At 67.4% G+C, this 17314-nt stretch carries 12 protein-coding genes and 1 pseudogene; 5 read left to right on the forward strand and 8 right to left on the reverse strand.

Annotation, left to right across the window (positions count from 1 at the left end; translation table 11 throughout):
• Positions 1-92: 92 nt before the first annotated feature.
• The gene (locus CFB49_RS27850) at positions 93-941 is read right to left on the reverse strand and encodes an ureidoglycolate lyase (protein ID WP_089492939.1); all 849 of its coding nucleotides are present in this window, start codon (positions 939-941) and stop codon (positions 93-95) included.
• A gap of 629 nt (positions 942-1570) precedes the next feature.
• On the opposite strand from CFB49_RS27850, the gene CFB49_RS27860 reads away from it, so the two are divergent.
• Both CFB49_RS27860 and CFB49_RS27865 read left to right on the forward strand, forming a co-directional pair.
• Complete coding sequence (locus CFB49_RS27860) at positions 1571-2392, forward strand: IclR family transcriptional regulator (protein WP_069621650.1); 822 nt, start codon at positions 1571-1573, stop codon at positions 2390-2392.
• Between the two features lie 175 nt (positions 2393-2567).
• Positions 2568-3119 carry a hypothetical protein gene (locus CFB49_RS27865; protein WP_006480314.1) on the forward strand — a complete coding sequence of 184 codons (552 nt, stop codon included), beginning with the start codon at positions 2568-2570 and terminating at the stop codon, positions 3117-3119.
• Between the two features lie 652 nt (positions 3120-3771).
• On the opposite strand, the gene CFB49_RS27870 is transcribed toward CFB49_RS27865, so the two are convergent.
• The 5 genes from CFB49_RS27870 to CFB49_RS27890 all read right to left on the reverse strand — a co-directional run bounded on the left by CFB49_RS27870 (position 3772) and on the right by CFB49_RS27890 (position 9523).
• On the reverse strand, positions 3772-6129 hold the full coding sequence (locus tag CFB49_RS27870; protein WP_089492940.1) for a GNAT family N-acetyltransferase: 2358 nt from the start codon (positions 6127-6129) through the stop codon (positions 3772-3774).
• 581 nt (positions 6130-6710) lie between these two features.
• On the reverse strand, positions 6711-7016 hold the full coding sequence (locus CFB49_RS27875) for an H-NS histone family protein (RefSeq protein ID WP_089437271.1): 306 nt from the start codon (positions 7014-7016) through the stop codon (positions 6711-6713).
• A gap of 103 nt (positions 7017-7119) precedes the next feature.
• A complete protein-coding gene (locus CFB49_RS27880) occupies positions 7120-7392 on the reverse strand; it encodes a hypothetical protein (RefSeq protein ID WP_089492941.1) in 273 nt (90 codons plus the stop codon).
• Positions 7393-7453: 61 nt separating this feature from the next.
• On the reverse strand, positions 7454-7981 hold the full coding sequence (locus CFB49_RS27885; RefSeq protein WP_089492942.1) for a BON domain-containing protein: 528 nt from the start codon (positions 7979-7981) through the stop codon (positions 7454-7456).
• A gap of 54 nt (positions 7982-8035) precedes the next feature.
• Positions 8036-9523 (reverse strand): sigma-54 interaction domain-containing protein, encoded by a 1488-nt coding sequence (locus CFB49_RS27890; protein ID WP_069621654.1) that lies wholly within the window; start codon positions 9521-9523, stop codon positions 8036-8038.
• Positions 9524-9849: 326 nt separating this feature from the next.
• Here CFB49_RS27890 and CFB49_RS27895 point away from each other — a divergent pair, with 326 nt between their 5' ends.
• Both CFB49_RS27895 and CFB49_RS27900 read left to right on the forward strand, forming a co-directional pair.
• Positions 9850-11253 carry a GntP family permease gene (locus CFB49_RS27895; RefSeq protein ID WP_050013360.1) on the forward strand — a complete coding sequence of 468 codons (1404 nt, stop codon included), beginning with the start codon at positions 9850-9852 and terminating at the stop codon, positions 11251-11253.
• 341 nt (positions 11254-11594) lie between these two features.
• The gene (locus CFB49_RS27900) at positions 11595-11849 is read left to right on the forward strand and encodes a DUF4148 domain-containing protein (protein WP_069621748.1); all 255 of its coding nucleotides are present in this window, start codon (positions 11595-11597) and stop codon (positions 11847-11849) included.
• A gap of 38 nt (positions 11850-11887) precedes the next feature.
• Here CFB49_RS27900 and CFB49_RS27905 read toward each other — a convergent pair whose 3' ends face one another.
• Together CFB49_RS27905 and CFB49_RS27910 are read right to left on the reverse strand one after the other, a co-directional pair.
• Positions 11888-13483 carry a thioredoxin family protein gene (locus CFB49_RS27905; RefSeq protein WP_089492943.1) on the reverse strand — a complete coding sequence of 532 codons (1596 nt, stop codon included), beginning with the start codon at positions 13481-13483 and terminating at the stop codon, positions 11888-11890.
• A gap of 251 nt (positions 13484-13734) precedes the next feature.
• Positions 13735-14236, reverse strand: a pseudogene (locus CFB49_RS27910) (GNAT family N-acetyltransferase).
• Positions 14237-14827: 591 nt separating this feature from the next.
• Between CFB49_RS27910 and CFB49_RS27920 the strand changes: the two are divergent.
• Positions 14828-17155 (forward strand): phosphocholine-specific phospholipase C, encoded by a 2328-nt coding sequence (locus CFB49_RS27920; RefSeq protein ID WP_089492944.1) that lies wholly within the window; start codon positions 14828-14830, stop codon positions 17153-17155.
• Positions 17156-17314 lie beyond the last annotated feature (159 nt).

Genomic DNA, 17314 nt, shown 5'->3' on the forward strand with positions numbered 1-17314 from the left:
CGCGCGGAATCGGGGCCCTGGTTTTTGGCTACATCGTCGTTAGCTGCGCGCGGGTAGCCGCATCCTCCAGCCGGTCCGCGCCGCGCACGCGCTTATTGCGCGTTGCGCGTGCTCTGCAACTGCTCGCCGAGTCCTTCGATCCCGAGGCGCACCACTTGGCCGGCCTTCAGGTATACCGGCGCTGGCTTGATACCCATGCCGACGCCCGGCGGCGTACCGGTCGTGATCACGTCGCCCGGCTGCAGCGTCATGCAGGTCGACAGATAAGCGATCAGCTGCGCGACGGTGAACACCATCGTGCGCGTATTGCCGTTCTGATAACGATGGCCGTCGATTTCGAGCCACAGGTCGAGACGCTGTGGATCGGGCACTTCGTCGCGCGTGACGAGCCACGGGCCGAGCGGGCCGAACGTGTCGAAACCCTTGCCCTTGTCCCACTGGCCGCCGCGCTCGATCTGCCATTCGCGCTCGGATACGTCGTTGACGACGCAGTAGCCCGCGACGTAATCGAGCGCGCGCGCTTCGTCGACATCCTTGCACTTCGCCCCGATCACGACGCCCAGCTCCACTTCCCAGTCGGTCTTGACCGAACCCTTCGGGATGTCGATGCCGTCGTTCGGGCCGCAGATCGAACTCGTCCACTTGCCGAACACGACCGGTTCCTTCGGCACCGGCATGCCGGCTTCGGCCGCGTGGTCGGCATAGTTCAGGCCGATGCCAATGAACTTGCCGACGTGACCGACGCACGCGCCGATGCGCGGCTCGCCGGACACGAGCGGCAGCGCGGCCGGATCGAGCGCGCGCAGCCGCGCGAGACCCGCGTCGGACAGCACATCGCCGGCAAGATCCGCCACATGCGCGGACAAGTCGCGAATCCGGCCGGCCGCATCGAGGATGCCGGGCTTTTCCTGGCCGGACGGGCCATAGCGAAGCAGTTTCATCGTGCTTAACCTCTGTTGTCGAATGGGACAGGATACCCGCCGACGCGGCCTTTCGCGGCCGCGCGCCGGACTGATCGTCGATCGTCGATGGCACGCGTAGGCGCTGCGTGAGGCATGCCGTCGACGCGCGAGCGTCGCGCGGGCGCAGCGATCGTGGCGCCGCACGACAGTACGGCGCGCATCGAACGGGCGCCCGCCGGGCTGCGCAGCGGCGACGACGGGCCGGCCCATGCCGGCCGGCTGCACGCGCGGCCGCGCCGTCGCTGGCCCGCAAGCCTTTGTACCATCGGCCGCGCGCCGTGAAATGACACGCGACGGATACCGACTATTGGTGCGACTGCCCGCGCTGCGGCGCAACACGCGCCGCGCCAGCGTCGAATCGACCGGCCGTCGCTCGCCGGAGCGCCTGCCATCGGGGCATGAATACTGGCTATTCGGGGTGCCCCTGTCATCGAAAACGTTTGCCCATCCGTTCTTGTCGGGTAATGATCGGTAAAAAGACGCTGCATTGCACACTGTATGTTTATTGCTAAGCTCGTACGGATGGCTTTCATTGCCATACGCGGAGCAGAACCGGCCAGCGTGCGTCGCCCACCGATCGACGGTAATCCCCCAACTTCACATCGACAATGCAGACAACCAACGACCCGCTTCCCGGCTGCGACGCACGGGAATCGATGGCCGCTCTTGATCGCTATCGCGCACCCGCGCTCGACAAGGGCCTCGACATTCTCGAACTCCTGTCCGAGCAGAAGGAAGGACTCACCCGCACCGAAATCACGAAGGAGCTCGGCCGCAATGCGAGCGAAATCTACCGGATGCTCGAACGCCTCGTCGCGCGCCGCTACGTGATGCGTTCGACCGGCGGCGATCGCTACACGCTCAGCCTCAAGCTGTTCGCGCTTGCGCACCGGCATCCGCCGATGAACCGGCTGATCGCCGAGGCGCTGCCGCCGATGCAGCGCTTCGCCGATGCCGCCGAGCAGTCGTGCCACCTGTCCGTCTACGATCGCGGCAACCTGCTCGTGATCGCGCAAGTGGACGGGCCCGGCCCGTGGGGCGTGTCGGTCCGGCTCGGCTCGCGCGTCGGCCTCGCCGACACGGCGTCCGGGCGCATGATGCTGGCGTTCCAGAGCGCCGAGCAACGCGCGCACATGCTGGCCGAGCATCGCAAGGTCAAGGGCGAAGCGCCGCTGAACGAGCAGGAGCTCGCGAATGCGTGCCAGTCGATCCGGCAGTCCGGCTATCTGCGCCAGGACAGCCGCCAGGCGTACGGCGTGACCGACCTGACCGTGCCGATCCTCGGGCCGGCCGGCCATGCGATCGCGGTGCTGACGTGCCCGTACATGCGCCGGATCGATGCGCACCTGGCGCCGTCCGTGGACGTGGTCGTCGACGCACTGCGCGACACGGCCGCCCATCTGTCGATGTGCCGCACCGAGACCTGCTGACACGCGGGTTCCCGGCAATGCGCACCGGCCACGGCGCAGCGGCGCCGGCTCCGGTTGCGTGCGACGCCCGTGCGGTGCCCGACGCGCGATGCCGCATCGGGCGCCTGCGGCGCTACGCTAGAATAGCGGCCCTCTCAAAAACTACGGCGGCCGGTTGTCGCGGCCGTCGTGTCCGATGGATGTCATGGCCAAACTTCTGAACGATCAAGAATTCCAGCGTTTCTCCGAACTTCAGCAGAAGCAGGCAAGCTTCACGATCACGCCCGAGGAAGCGGACGAGCTGCGCGATATCGTCGCGCGCGCGCAGAAGAAGCGCGACGATCGTGCCGCCGCGATGCAGGCGATCGAGAACTACATCGAGCAGTTCGACATCACGCCTGACGAACTCTTCTCGCCCGAGCAGATCGGCGACGCAGCGCGCACCTACGGGCTCATCACGGCGACCAAGAAGGAACGCACGCTGCCGCCGTCGATCACGTTCAACGGCAAGCCGTACCAGTGGACGAAGACGCTTCCGGACGACGTGCGCGGCGCACTGTTCGACGCGTTCACGTCCGGCGAGTCGGTCAAGCGCTTCATCGCGATGCCGAAAGACACCGCGCGCTGTGCGCTGACGATCGCCCGCCTCGAGCGCGAAACCGGGGCGGTCTATGCCGATCCGCACCTCGAGGAACTCGCGATTTCGCGCGACCAGGTGAACGACGCGGCGTCGAAACTCGCTGCGTGAATGTGACCACGGGCACGGTTCCTGCGTGCCCGCACCCGCGCGTCACGCCGGCCTTGGCCGGCGCCGCGCCCGTGGGAGCCGTGCTTTCCCACGCTCCCGAAAAAGCTCACCTCGGCATCCTGCAAGCACTCACCGCGGCCTCCCGAAAAGTCTCACCGGAGGCTCCTGGAGACGCTCACCGACGTCTCCCGAACGTCCTCACCGATCGCTCCCGCAAGGGCTCACCGACACGTCCCGGAAAGGCTCACCGGCCTCTCCCGCAGGTGCTCACCGGCCGTTCCCGGGAAGGCTCACCGAACGCTCCCGTATCGGCTCACCACGCTGTCCCGGAAAAGCTCACTCGCCGCTCCCGAAAAGTCTCACCTTGCAGACGGCCTTGAATTGGCGAGACCGGAATACGGCCACGAACGTGTACACGCCCATCGCTTGAAACGGCTGCGGAAGGTAACCATCGCGGCACGCTGCGTGCATCTCCGGACACCGTGCGCGCGTCGCGATATCACCGCGATCGACAGATCCGACACGTTGGCAGACGTTTCACTGCGGAGACCGACCTGGGATTATTTGCATTCCCGATTGAAATGGCGGCATGGCGACACGTTGCAGTATCGATGGCATGCGCCGCCGTCAGCGTCGAACCACGGATCGACGCCTACGGCTGCAACTTCATCCTGAAACCCACGACGCCGGGCTCCTCCGTCGTCGACACCGCAAACCCGCACGATTTCGCGAGCGAGATCATCGCCGAATTCTCGCGCAGCGCCTCGCCGACCATCCACGCGGTGCCGCGCGAGCGTGCGTAGTCGATGATGCGGGTCATCATCAGCCGGCCGAGCCCCTTGCCCTTTTGATCGGGGCGTACCGCGATCGCGAACTCCGCCGTCTCGTTGTCGGGATCGGCGACCGCACGCACCACCGCGAGCGTGTGGTCGCGCCCGGACACATCGGTGAACGACACGATGAACGCCATTTCGCGGTCGTAGTCGATCTGCGTCATGCGCGCCACCTGCGAATGATCGAAGCTGCGCACCGCGCCGAAGAAACGCATCCGCAGATCTTCCGGCGTCATCGCACCGAGCAGCTCGTTGTGTGCGGCCTCGTCCTCCGGACGGATCGGACGGATCGTCACCGTCTCGCCATGCCACTCGAGCGTCTGCTCGAGGTGCCGCGGATACGGCATGATCGCGAGCCGGCTGCGCCCCGAGGCCAGCGTGACGCGCGGCGCGATCACCCATGCGCGGTCGGACAGCACGCGCAGCGTGACCGACATCGCCACGACTTCGCGTACATCGCAGACGACCTGCGACAGGGCCGTCAGCGCGTCGAGCGTCGGCTCGACGCGCGTGCTGCGCGCATACGGCGAGCGCTCCATCACCGCGCGGGCGAGAACCGTGTTCAGTGGCGGCAGGCCGTAGACGACGAACGGCGCCGATACGCCATCCGCCGGTGGCACGGCATAGCGAAACACCGGACCGAAGTTCGAATCGTCGTACATGTCGACCGTGATATCGACGACCTTCTTGCCGGCTGGCTCGTTGGGCTGCTCGCCCTGCAGACCGAAACGGGACAGCCAGTGCAGCGCGGCCTCGCCGGCCAGTTCATGCTGACAGGCTTCGACTAGGCGGCGCGCATCGGCCTGGGCGGACGCCACGCACTCGGCCGGCTGCAGCGGCGTGCCTTCCGGCGTCTGCATCAGCAACTGGCGCCCGAGGTTGTAGTCGACGAGACGCGCATACGCGCGTGCGAGCCGCTGCGGCGTCGTGTGTACCGGAATGCCGTTCGCGTGCAACGCATCGCGCGTCGCCGCGTCGACCGCGCCGAAGAAACACGCGAGGATGCCGCGATGCGCGTACTGCCGCGAATCGATCAGCGTGCGCGCGACCGAATCGGCCGGCGCGCTGTGCGAAGTGGAATGAACGACGAACAGCGTGCCCGTCTGCGGAAACGGGGCAAGCGCCTTGATCGCCGCGGCAAAGTGCTCGGGACGTGCATCGTCGCCCAGCGTGAGCGGATTGCCGGGCGCCGCGAGGTGCGGCAGCGCGGCCGCGACGGCCGATGTTGCCGCGGGCGACCAGTCGGTCAGCACGTCGCGCACGTCGGCCACCGCATCGACCGCCAGTTTCGCCACGCCCGCATCGCTCGTCACGAGCGTCGCCGCGCCCCGCGCGGTGACGCGGCCGACGCCGAGCGTCTCGATTTCGTCGAGCAGATCGTCGAGCGCATCGACGCGCACCATGCCCGCGCGCTGGAACGCCGCCGTGTACAGCGCGTCGCCGGGATCGGCACGGCCGGTGCGCAACGCGAGCACCGGCTTGTTGCGTGCGGCCGCCCGCGCCGCCGACATGAACTTGCGCGCCGCGCGCACGGTATCGAGTTCGAGCAGGATCGCGCGCGTGCCGGGATCGCTTGCCAGATAGTCGAGGACGTCGCCCGCATCGACATCGGATTCACTACCGAGCGCGACGACGTGCGAAAAGCCGAGGCCGCGCGCATCGGCCCAGCCGAGCACCGCGTTCGTCAGCGCATTCGATTGCGACACCCACGCGACGCCGCCCGATCGTGCCGTATAGGCAGGCGCGCCGAAATGCGCATGCCGCGCCGGCGACAACACGCCGAGGCTGCCGGGCCCGACGATACGGAGCACGAACGGCTTCGCCGCCTTCAGCGTGCGATCGACCGCGGCGCGATCGGCATCGGTGCGCGCCTCGCCGACGATCACCGCGACGCGCGTGCCAAGCTCGCCGAGCTTGCGCACGATGCCGGCCCAGGTCGCGGGCGGCGTGCAGATCACGGCAACCGACGGCGGCGTGGGCAGCCGGTCGACATCGGAGACGACCGCATGCCCGTCCAGCTCGCGATATTTCGGATTGACCGGCCACACGGGCCCCTGGAACGCACCGTCGAGCACACGCGACCACACCATCGCGCCGATACTGCCGGCGCGCGACGACGCGCCGACGACCGCAACGGACCTGGGCTGGAACAACGCATCGAGATGGCGAACGGTCACATCGGCTCCCTGCGGTGACGAAAGACGACACGATCGGCATGCGGCCGGGCAGGCCGTACGCCGATCGACGCGAACCCCAAGCATAGGCGAAGCGCTTGCGACTGCCTATATGCCGAACGGCCGACTATTCGACGGGCATCAACGCCCGCACCATGGACCTGCAACACACGCGGGCCGGCATCGCAGCACCGCGTGCACGATGCACGCAACGCGGCACGACGCTGCAGCCGCTTTCTCCAAGGTGAGGATTTACGGGAGCCATGGTGAGTATCTTCGGGAATCGCACGACGCACCGCATCAGCATGCGAAAGGTGATGAAAATCCGCGTCATGCATGCACCGCGAAAACCGCAGGTGCCAATGCGCATGCATTGCACCATTACGCGGTTGTTTACGAGAATTACCGGCAACATGCAGCCGGATCGCGGCGAATTCGCAAAACGGGAGCCGTTAATTGCGCGGCATTGCACTTCAATTCGTGGGGGAAAATCGCGTGACGATTACGCCAAAACAAAACGGTGCGAAAGCCGCATGGCCATTCGCACCGTCAGTCGGCACACGAAAGGTGAGGATTTCCGGGAGTCAGTCCTTGATCAGGAAACGTGCGCGATTCTTGCCGAGCCATGCCGGCGCCCGCCCGCGGCCACTCCACGTTTCGCCCGTCTTCGGGTTCAGGTACTTCGGCGGCAAGGTGCGCTTGGGTTTCGTGGCGGCAGTGGTGCCGGCCGATCCTGCCGGGCGAAAACCGAGTTCTTCCGGCGTAATGTCGTATTCGTCGATTTTCGCGCGGATATGCGCAATCGCGTCGGCAATCGCCTTTTCACGCTCCTTGTCGATCTTTTGCTGAAGCCGTTCGAGCTGCGCGCTCAGTTGCCTGTAGGTCGCCATATGGATGGGACTCCGTGAGTGTTATTCGTGAAAAACAAGTGACTCAAAGCAAACAGAAAAGCGCTTCGCCCGATCGTGGTCTCCTCAGCCGGTCATTTCGGGATCAATAACCGCTTTTCTTCTTGCATGCGAAGAGAAGATTTCGCACGGCGTCATCCATCGATTGCTGGATTACGTCGAAATCCCCGTTGCACATGGCCCGGGCATTGTCCGTGCAATTGCTCCAGTCGCTGCCGGTGCATTGCACCTGAGTGGTCGGGCGCCCGTCCGACGTGAACAGCGGAGCACCGCCGCCGCACCCGCCGACCCCTGCAACCAGAGCCAACATCACGGCCACCCGAGGCCACCGACAGACCGACGCAAGCATGTGTTTCATTATTCTTCCCGTCAACCTCTTTTTGAATGTCGCGAGTATGCCATGGGCTGCCCTTCGGCGGTCAGTCCGGCGCGCGGCCGGGTTGCCCGCGCGCCTTGTACGGCAAGCGCTTGCGCGGATCGTCGGTGATGCGAACGAAAACGTGCTCGACGTCCGGAAGCGCCTCGAATTCGCGTTGCAACGCGTGGCGATCGAGCGTCGTATGCGCGCATCCTTCGACGTAGATGAAACGTCGCTGCACGGTAATCCACAGGCTGGTGCCGCGCAGGCGATCGGAGCCGGCGAAGTGCGCCTTCGCCGCATCGGCGATCGACGCGTCGTACATATACGAGTTCGGCTTCGTGCAGCGATGGGCGAGCCAGCAGGTCGTGCCGCGTTCGGCGCGGTAGTGCGCATCGTCCGTCATCTCGGCGCGCGTCATCCACGGGCCGAGCGGCAACGGGCACTCGGCGACGTCCTGCGACAGCGCGACGAACGGATCGTTGTACCAGTTGCGCCGCGCGTCGGGCGCGTCGGCATCGCCCGACTGCGCGAGCGCCGCGCTCGCCAGCAACATGGTCAACCACCCTGCGAAGCCGATCCGCTTCATCGTGACCTCCTGTTCGATGCGTTACATCGGGCCGCATCGGCGTCGCCGAACGGCCTACCGGCCGATACCGAGCGCGGCCAGTTTCTTGTACAGCGTCGCGCGGCCGATGCCGATGCGCGCGGCCGCTTCAATGACCTTGCCGTCACAGGCCGCCAGCGCATCGGTCAGGAACTGACGCTCCCACGCCGCCAGTGCATCGGCATACGAAGCGGCCGGCGCGCCGGATGCCGTCGACGCATCGTCCGCACACTGCTCGGCCGGCACCGCGGCAACCCGCTGCGCCGGCGCCGCGCCGTCCGGCGAGATGCGCACCGGCCCGAGAAACGGTGCGAGCGCGCGCGCATCGATCACCGAACGATCGGACAGCATCAGCGCGCGTTCGAGCGTATTGCGCAACTCGCGCACGTTGCCGGGCCACGGATATGCGCACAGCATCCGCAGCGCATCGTCGGTCAGCTCGCAGTGCGCGGCGCGCCCGTGCTGCGCGGCCAGTTCCTCGAGCGTCGCGTAGACGAGCGCCGCAATGTCGGATGCGCGTTCGCGCAGCGGCGGCGCATGGATCGTCAGCACGTTCAGCCGGTAATAGAGATCCGCGCGGAAACGCCCGGCCGCCACGAGCGCCGGCAGGTCGGCCGACGTGGCGGCGATGATGCGCACGTCCGCGCGCACGATCCGGTTCGAGCCGACCGGCTCGAACTCCTTGTCCTGCAGCACGCGCAGCAGCTTGCCCTGCAACGGCAGCGGCATGTCGCCGATCTCGTCGAGAAACAGCGTGCCGCGATCGGCCAGCTCGAACTTGCCGACGCGGCCCTTGCGATCGGCGCCGGTGTACGCGCCGGGCGCCGCGCCGAAGAATTCGGTTTCGAGCAGCGTGTCGGGAATCGCGGCGACGTTGACGGTCACGAGCGGCTGGAGCGCGCGTGCCGACGCCGCGTGAATCGCATGGGCGAGCAGTTCCTTGCCGGTGCCCGTCTCGCCGAGCAGCAGCACCGGCGAATCGACCTGCGCCGCGCGGCGCGCCTGGCGCTTGGTCTCCAGGCTCGCGGCACTCGTGCCGACGAAGCTCGCGAACGTGTATTTCGCGCGGCGCGCCTGCGCGAGCGAGCGCTGCGTCGCGATCAGTTGCTGCTGAAGCTGCGCATAGCGGGAAAAAATCGGCGTGAGCGTCTTCAACTGGTCGAACAGCGCGAAGCCGATCGCGCCGACCGTCTCGCCGGCCTCGTTCTTCAACGGCAGGCGCGTGACGACGAGCGGCTCGCGGCCCGTCTCCATGATGTCGAGCAGGATCGGCTGGCCGGTCGATACGACCTCGCGCATCAGGCTGTTCGGGATCACGGCCTCGCAGTCGAGGCCGACGGCCTGCTGCGGATCGGCGAATCCGAAGCGCGCCGCGTAACGGTCGTTCATCCACACGACGCGCGCGTCGCGATCGACGACCACCGTACCCGCACTCGAATCCTCGAAGGTCCGGAACAGCGACTCGGCCGCGCGCCGCAGCACGTCGCCGTAGTTGACGGGCAGGCGAGCCCAGTCGTTCATCATCGTGTCGTCGTCTCCGTCTATCGTCGGCCGGATGTCTCCGGAACGGGACGGATTATCTCACTCTGGAGACACACCGCAACGCGTTGTCCGGGAAAGCCCTGCACGATTTCGAGGGTTGGCCGGACGGCCGAAACGTCTCCGGACGGAGACGTTTTATGTAGAATCGTCAGACTTGGACCGGCGCGGGCCCGCCGGCCACCGGCGGCCCCATGTCCGGCGGCGCAATCCGGCCGATGGCACGAAACCTGCACGAACCTGAGTTGGTCCGCGGCGCATCGCGCGATCGAACAACAACCAAAGCCATTCCAAGCTTTTAGGAGACTCCCTTGTCTTTCGTGATCGTCCTCGCCGCGCTGGCGTTCCTGATGTTCGCCGCGTATCGCGGCTACAGCGTGATCCTGTTCGCACCGATCGCCGCGCTCGGCGCGGTGCTCCTGACCGAACCCGCCGCCGTCGCACCGGTCTTCTCCGGCATCTTCATGGAGAAGATGGTCGGCTTCGTCAAACTGTATTTCCCGGTCTTCATGCTCGGCGCCGTGTTCGGCAAGGTGATCGAACTGTCCGGGTTCTCCGAGTCGATCGTCCATGCGGCGATCCGCTACATCGGCCGCTCGCGCGCGAATGCGGTGATCGTGGCGGTGTGCGCGCTGCTCACCTATGGCGGCGTCTCGCTGTTCGTCGTGGTGTTCGCGGTCTATCCGTTCGCGGCCGAACTCTATCGCCAGAGCAACATCCCGAAACGGCTGATGCCCGGCGCGATCGCGCTCGGCGCGTTCTCGTTCACGATGGATTCGCTGCCCGGCACGCCGCAGATCCAGAACATCATCCCGACCACGTTCTTCAAGACGACTGCCTGGGCCGCGCCCGCGCTCGGCACGATCGGCTCGCTGTTCATCATCGTCGTCGGCCTCACGTATCTCGAATGGCGCCGCCGTTCGGCGATGGCGAAGGGCGAAGGCTACGGCACGTCGCTCGTCAACGAGCCGGAGCGCGTCGAGGCGAAGGCGCTGCCGCATCCCGCGCTGGCGATCCTGCCGCTGATCCTCGTCGGCGTGTCGAACTTCGCGTTCACGAAGCTGATCCCGCAGTGGTACGGCGCCGCGTCGTACACGGTCGCGCCCGAAGTGCTGCCGGGCGTGCACGCGCCGGTCACCACGTCGATCAAGACGGTCGTCGCGATCTGGTCGGTCGAGGCCGCGCTGCTGCTCGGTATCGTGCTGGTCGTGCTGACCGCGTTCAAGCGCGTCAGCGGCCGCTTCGCGGCCGGTTCCAAGGCCGCCGTCGCCGGCGCGCTGCTCGCCGCGATGAACACCGCGTCGGAATACGGCTTCGGCGGCGTGATCGCCGCGCTGCCGGGCTTCCTCGTCGTCAGCGATGCGCTGAAGAGCATCCCGAACCCGCTCGTCAACGCGGCAGTGTCGGTCAGCTCGCTTGCCGGCATCACGGGCTCGGCGTCGGGCGGCATGAGCATCGCGCTCGCCGCGATGTCGGACCTGTTCATCAAGGGCGCGCAGGCGGCCAACATCCCGATGGACGTGCTGCACCGGGTCGTCGCGATGGCGAGCGGCGGCATGGATACGCTGCCGCACAACGGCGCGGTCATCACGCTGCTCGCGGTCACGGGCCTCACGCACCGTGAGTCGTATCGCGACATTTTCGCGGTCACCATCATCAAGACGCTCGCGGTGTTCTTCGTGATCGCCGTGTACTACGCGACGGGGCTCGTGTAAGCGTTCGCATCAGGGCGGCGCTTCGTACGCCGCCCTCCCGTCTTTCAAGATCGGACCGCATGCGCACCGGAATGGATTCCGGAATGCGCATCCGGTCCGATTTCATTTCCTGCCCGTCGGATCAGGCCAAACCATGCCGCAGCGCTTGCACGCGCGTGGCGGCTGCCCGGGCCATTGCACAGCCTCGCCCCTTACGCGCCCATTGTTACCCGCAGCAAAACACTGCGTTGGGCGCGATCGCATTTTTCGCGCGTCCGCCGCGGCCTACACTGGTTTCAATGTCGCGCGGCGCTTCGACGAACGAAGCGTCGCGATTCACCGGAATCGTGGAGGTCCCGATCATGAAACGCCTGATCCAAGCCGTTGCCATCGCCCTGGCCGTCTCGGCCCCGTTCGCCGCACAGGCCCAGTCGAACCAGCCGCTCACGCGCGCGCAGGTCCACGCCGAAGTCAAGGCGCTCAAGCAGGCCGGCTTCCAGTCGAGCGACTGGTTCTATCCGGCGAGCATCGTATCCGCCGAAGCAAAGATCGCGCGTCAGCACGACGCCGCCGGATACGGCAGCGATCGCGGCGCGTCGTCGGAATCGGGCCGGTAACGAATCCCCGGCGCGCTCGACGATGCCCCGGCGCGTCGTTACGCCTTCACGGGCTGGATCAGCTTCGCGCACGCCGCCGCCTGCGGATCGCCGGCAGGCAGCTTCCCGCATACGCCGTCGAACTGCTTGACGACCGTCCTGACCGACGCATCGTGCGCGCCGCTACCGCGCCAGCGGTTAAGCTGCGTGACGACCTTGGTCAGCGCGCGCAGGTTCGCGCCGTAGAACGCGTCCCGGGTCTTGTCGGCCTGCGCGAGCACACTGGCCGCAATCCCTTCGATGCGCGCCGAATCGTCCGGCGCCAGCTCGACCGCATTCGCGAAGTAAGTCGCGCCCCAGCGCAGCTTCGTCGCCGGCCCGCTCGCCGCATCGTACGCCTTGCGATACCAGTCGAGCGCGGCCGCCTTGTCGCCGCGCGCCTTCGCGTTCGCGGCCAGTCCCGACATGAAGTAATACGGCGTGGACGAACGCGGCAGCTCGGCCTTCAGCAATGCATCCGATTCGTCGTACAGCCCAGCGTCGGTCAGCGTGTCCGCGCCTTCGCTGACGAGCGCCTGCCGCTCGTACGCGTTCGCCGCGCCCTGCACCGACGCGGCGATCTGCTTGCGCGCGGTGTCGGCCAGCGCCGTCGCCGCGAGCGGTGCGCCGTTGCGCGCGTCGCCACGCGAGAGCAGCACCCGTCCGTGCAGCGCCATCAGCCGGTCGATCGACGACAGCGTGGTATCGGTCGACAGGCGCGCCAGCGCCGTGTCGTACGCGCCGCGCAACTTCGTGCGCTGCGCGTCGTCGCGGCCGAGATACGCGACCACGCGCGCGGGCGCCGCAACCAGCACGTCCGAATCGGCCCGCGACAGCGCGGCATCGTGCAGCACCGTGCGCAGCGAATCGGCAAGCGCGGCCTTGTCGAGCGCGCCGGCTTGCGTCGGGTCGTTCGACGCGGCAACCACCGCCGACTTCAGCGCGAAGCGCGCCGATTCGGCTTTCGCACCGGCCGCCCGCGCGCGTTGCGCGAGCGACTGCAGCGTCTCGGCGACGCGATCGGCCGGCACCGGGAGCGCGCCGTCGGTATCCCATGAATAGTCGGCCAGCAGGCGCCATTCGTCCGGCGTCAGCGCCGCGCCGTCCTTCAGCGCGGTCGCGAGCGTCTGCCGCACCGGATGCGCGGCCGTCATCCCGAGCGACAGCGCCTGCATGTAGCGGTCGAGATCGGCTTCGCCGGGCAGCCGCGTCACTTCGGTGCCGTCGGGACGGAACAGGATCATCGTCGGATAGCCGTGCACCTTGAAGCGCTCGCCGAGCTTCTGTGCGCTTTCGGTATCGCCGTCGAGATACACGGGCACGAAGAACGACGAACGCGTCTTGAATGCCTGCTGGCTGAAGATCGTCGACTTCACCTGATTGCACGACGGGCACCATACCGCGCCCCAGTACAGCAGCAGCGGCTTGCCCTCGCGCTTCGCGAGCGCGAACGCGGCATCGACGTCGCCGTGTTGCCACGCGATGCCGGGCGGCAGATGCGCACCGTCGGGCGATGCGCTCGCCGCCGGGGCGCCCGCGGGCGTGGCCGCGGCAAGCGCCGCGCTGGCGGCAGCGAACAGGCAGGCGGCGGTGAGATTGCGGAGAACGGTTTTCATCGAAGCGGGTTCCGTTGAAAAAGACGGTTTCAGGGAGATGCCGCACACGCAACGAAGGCCGTGAAACGATGACGATGAGGCCGGCCGACGTGCAGCGCCGCGCATGCATCGATACGGAAAAGCGAAGCCGGCCGCAGCTGCCGGCAAATCGTTCGACGATACGACGGGTACAGCCGAAGGAAAACGAACGAATTCTCGATTGGATATGACGTTCGGCCGCGTGTGCCGTCACATCCGCGACGGCAAGCCCTTCATTGCGGCGCCTTGATCCGCGCCATGTGATACACGGACGCATGCACGCCGTCGCGCAACGCGTAATCCGGCGATTCGCCTTCGATGCGGAAAACCGTGTTTCTCGTAGAGCGAGATCGCCGCGCGATTGTCGGTGAACACGGTCAGCTCGAGACGCGTAACGTTCAGCCAGTGCTCCGCGAGATCGATCGCGGCCGCGAGCAGCCGGCCGCCGATGCCGCGTCCGTGACGGGCCGCATCGACCATCATGCCGAGCGCCGCCGCGTGACGCCGGCGCGGATTCGGCTCGGGATGCAGGCCAAGATGGCCGACCACCGTACCGTCGATTTCGGCGACGAGGCTCACGCCGTGCTCGCGTATGTTGTCGAGCCGCTTCTGCCATTTTTCGAGCGACGGAAACGGCTGCTGCAACGTATTCATGTACACCGCGGGATGCGCGGCGATCTGCCGGATCGCGTCGACGTCGTGCGTCTCGCTGTGCCGGATTCTGATATCGGTCATGGGTGGGCCGGTTCCGAAAAGTCGCGCCGAAAGCGCAGGCTGCACAAGCGCGCAGCAACGCAACGAGCTTAGCCGATTTCACGCATTTGAAACACGGGGTCCCGCCGTCGCACGTCACGTTGCATCCGCAACGAAACGCGGCCGCGCCATCTTCGCGAAACTCGGAAAATTCTGACCGGTCGCACCGGCCGCGATCGGTAATTTCTTACCTTCCTCAGCCCCGCATCGCGCTTGAACGAATCGTTGCATGCACAACGTCACGTGCGCGACATGCAATGTCATTTCTTCATCACGTCGGCGTCATGTCGCCTCCCTAGACTGGGCGCCGCCCGAGCCTGGCATGCGCTTGGCCGGTGCGTGCCGACATCTGCCCCGCGCATCACGAGCGCGCGGCGCACGGGATCGCGACGACGAGGCCACAGCGTCCACGCGACGTCGCGCGTCGGGCGTCGGACGCGATGCCCGCACCGCCGCGACGCGCGGCCGACGCACCGAACGCGCACACATCGGCGATCGCCCCGGGGCGGGGCGACGCCCGGGCACCACCAGACGCACTCACGAACGCTCCCACCCTCACAGGATCCGAACGCCATGACGTCACGCCGCAAATTCCTTCAGCAGACCGCCGGTTCCGGCCTCGCCGCCGCCGCGCTGTCCGCGTTTCCGCCGAGCATCCGCCGCGCGCTTGCCATTCCCGCTTTCCACGAAACGGGAACCATCCAGGACGTCAAGCACGTCGTGCTGCTGATGATGGAGAACCGGGCGTTCGACAGCTACTTCGGCACGTTCAAGGGCGTGCGCGGCTATGGCGACCGCTTCGCGGTGCCGTCGCCGAACGGCCGCGACGTGTTCTATCAGGCGTACACGAAGGGGACGCCCGCCGCGACCGTGACGCCGTATCACCTCGATGCGCGCCAGGGCAACGCGCAGCGCGCGGGCGGCACGCCGCACACGTGGGCCGATTCGCAGGCCGCGTGGGATCACGGCCGGATGAACCGCTGGCCCGACGCGAAGACGCCGCTGTCGATGGGCTATTACGACGCGGCCGAAGTGCCGTTCCAGCGCGCGCTCGCCGATGCGTTCACGCTGTGCGACCACTACCACTGCGGGATGCACACGGGGACGATCGCGAACCGCCTGTTCTACTGGAGCGGCACCAACGGCCCGAACGGCGTCAGCCCGGCCGACGGCAGCCGCGTGAAGATCGCCGCGCTGAACAACCAGTTCAACGGCGGCAACGACATCGGCCCGTCGAGCCAGGGCTGGACCTGGACGACCTATGCCGACCGGCTGCAACAGGCCGGCGTGAACTGGAAGGTCTACCAGAGCCTGATCGACAACTTCGGCTGCAACGAGATGATGAGCTTCCGCCACTGGCGCGCGGCGATCGAGCAGATGCCGGCCGCGCGCCGGCCCGCGTACGTCGCGTCGACCGACATCACGCAGCCGGTGACGGCGGCCGGCGCGTTCTACGACCCGGCGATCGACGATCCGCTGAGCCCGCTCGCGAAGGGCTTCGGCAACACGATGCCGTACGGCTTTCTCGAAACGTTTCGCGACGACGTCCGCAACGGCAAGCTGCCGGAAGTGTCGTGGATCATCCCGCCGTCCGCGTATAGCGAACACCCGGGGCCGTCGAGCCCCGCGCAGGGCGGCTGGTACGTGCAGGCCGTGCTCGACGCGCTGACGGCGAACCCGGAGGTCTGGAGCAAGACCGTGCTGCTGGTCAACTACGACGAGAACGACGGCTTCTTCGACCACATGCCGTCGCCGGCCGTGCCGTCGCGCAACGCCGACGGCACGCTCGCGGGCGGCCATACACTGTCGGCCGCCGACGTCGCGGTCGAGTACCACGACTTCGCGCCGGCCACGGCGAGCCAGCCGGCGGCCGACGGCCGTCCGTACGGCCCGGGCCCGCGCGTGCCGATGTGGATCGTGTCGCCGTGGAGCCGCGGCGGCTGGGTCAATTCGCAGGTGTTCGACCATACGTCGACGCTGCGCTTCCTCGAGACGCGCTTCGGCGTCGCGGAGCCGCAGATCAGCGCGTACCGCCGCGCTGTGTGCGGCGACCTGACGAGCGCGTTCAACTTCCGCACGCCGAACAACGAGCCGCTGCCGACGCTCGCGGGCCGCACGACGAAAAGCCAGGTCGACGCGCTGAGCGCCGCGCAGCAAGCCGCGCCGAAGATCGTGCCGCCCGCCTCGCCCGCGCTGCCCGCGCAGGCCACCGGCGTGCGCCCGTCGCGCGCGCTGCCGTACGAGCTGCATGCGAGCGCACGCACCGATGCCGGCGCCGGCACGGTCACGCTCAAGTTCGCGAACACCGGCCGCGCCGCCGCCGTGTTTCACGTCTATGACAAGCTGCACCTCGACCGGCTGCCGCGGCGCTACGTCGTCGAGCCGGGCAAGAAGCTGCACGGCGACTGGGCCGCACGCGCCGACAATGGCGGTAAATATGACCTGTGGGTGCTCGGCCCGAACGGCTTTCACCGCCGCTTCACCGGCGACCTGAGCCGCGTGGCCGGCGCTCGCGCGCCGCAGCCGGAAGTGCGCGTCGGCTATGCGGGCGCAAGCGGCAACCTCCACCTGCGGCTGCGCAACGACGGCGGCGGCACGGTACGCTTCACGGTGAAGTCGAACGAGGTTTACGGGCCGCTGTCCGGGCGCGGCGCAAACACCGACCACGGTCATGGCCACGGCAACGAAAACAGCAACGGCGCCGGCACCATGTGGACCGTCACGGTACACGCCGGCGACCAGTCCGAACTGCACTGGAAGCTCGACTCGACCGGCCATTGGTACGACTTCATCGTCACCGCCGACAGCGACGCGAGCTTCTCGCGCCGCGTGGCCGGCCGCGTGGAAACCGGCCGCCACTCGGTCAGCGACCCGGCGATGGGGTTCGCCGACCGCTTCTGACGCCGCCGCGGCGACGCGCGGCGCAGCGCGTGTCGCCGCCCGCGCCGGCGTGGCCGCGAACGCCGTTCGGGTACCGGTTCCGGCCGGCCCCCGATGCGGCGCAGACGCCCGCCCGGCGCGGCTCAAACATCAGAAGGATCGGTGGTATCGCCCTCTTTT

It is taken from the genome of Burkholderia sp. AU17457 (assembly GCF_002223255.1).
GTDB lineage: Bacteria > Pseudomonadota > Gammaproteobacteria > Burkholderiales > Burkholderiaceae > Burkholderia > Burkholderia sola.

Bases quoted from the DNA above. Each gene is read 5' to 3' on its own strand.
- CFB49_RS27885 (WP_089492942.1), bottom strand. From the start codon at position 7,981: ATGAAGCGGATCGGCTTCGCAGGGTGGTTGACCATGTTGCTGGCGAGC.
- CFB49_RS27850 (WP_089492939.1), bottom strand. From the start codon at position 941: ATGAAACTGCTTCGCTATGGCCCGTCCGGCCAGGAAAAGCCCGGCATC.
- CFB49_RS27890 (WP_069621654.1), bottom strand. From the start codon at position 9,523: ATGATGAACGACTGGGCTCGCCTGCCCGTCAACTACGGCGACGTGCTG.
- CFB49_RS27880 (WP_089492941.1), bottom strand. From the start codon at position 7,392: ATGAAACACATGCTTGCGTCGGTCTGTCGGTGGCCTCGGGTGGCCGTG.
- CFB49_RS27900 (WP_069621748.1), top strand. From the start codon at position 11,595: ATGAAACGCCTGATCCAAGCCGTTGCCATCGCCCTGGCCGTCTCGGCC.
- CFB49_RS27875 (WP_089437271.1), bottom strand. From the start codon at position 7,016: ATGGCGACCTACAGGCAACTGAGCGCGCAGCTCGAACGGCTTCAGCAA.
- CFB49_RS27920 (WP_089492944.1), top strand. From the start codon at position 14,828: ATGACGTCACGCCGCAAATTCCTTCAGCAGACCGCCGGTTCCGGCCTC.
- CFB49_RS27865 (WP_006480314.1), top strand. From the start codon at position 2,568: ATGGATGTCATGGCCAAACTTCTGAACGATCAAGAATTCCAGCGTTTC.
- CFB49_RS27905 (WP_089492943.1), bottom strand. From the start codon at position 13,483: ATGAAAACCGTTCTCCGCAATCTCACCGCCGCCTGCCTGTTCGCTGCC.
- CFB49_RS27860 (WP_069621650.1), top strand. From the start codon at position 1,571: ATGCAGACAACCAACGACCCGCTTCCCGGCTGCGACGCACGGGAATCG.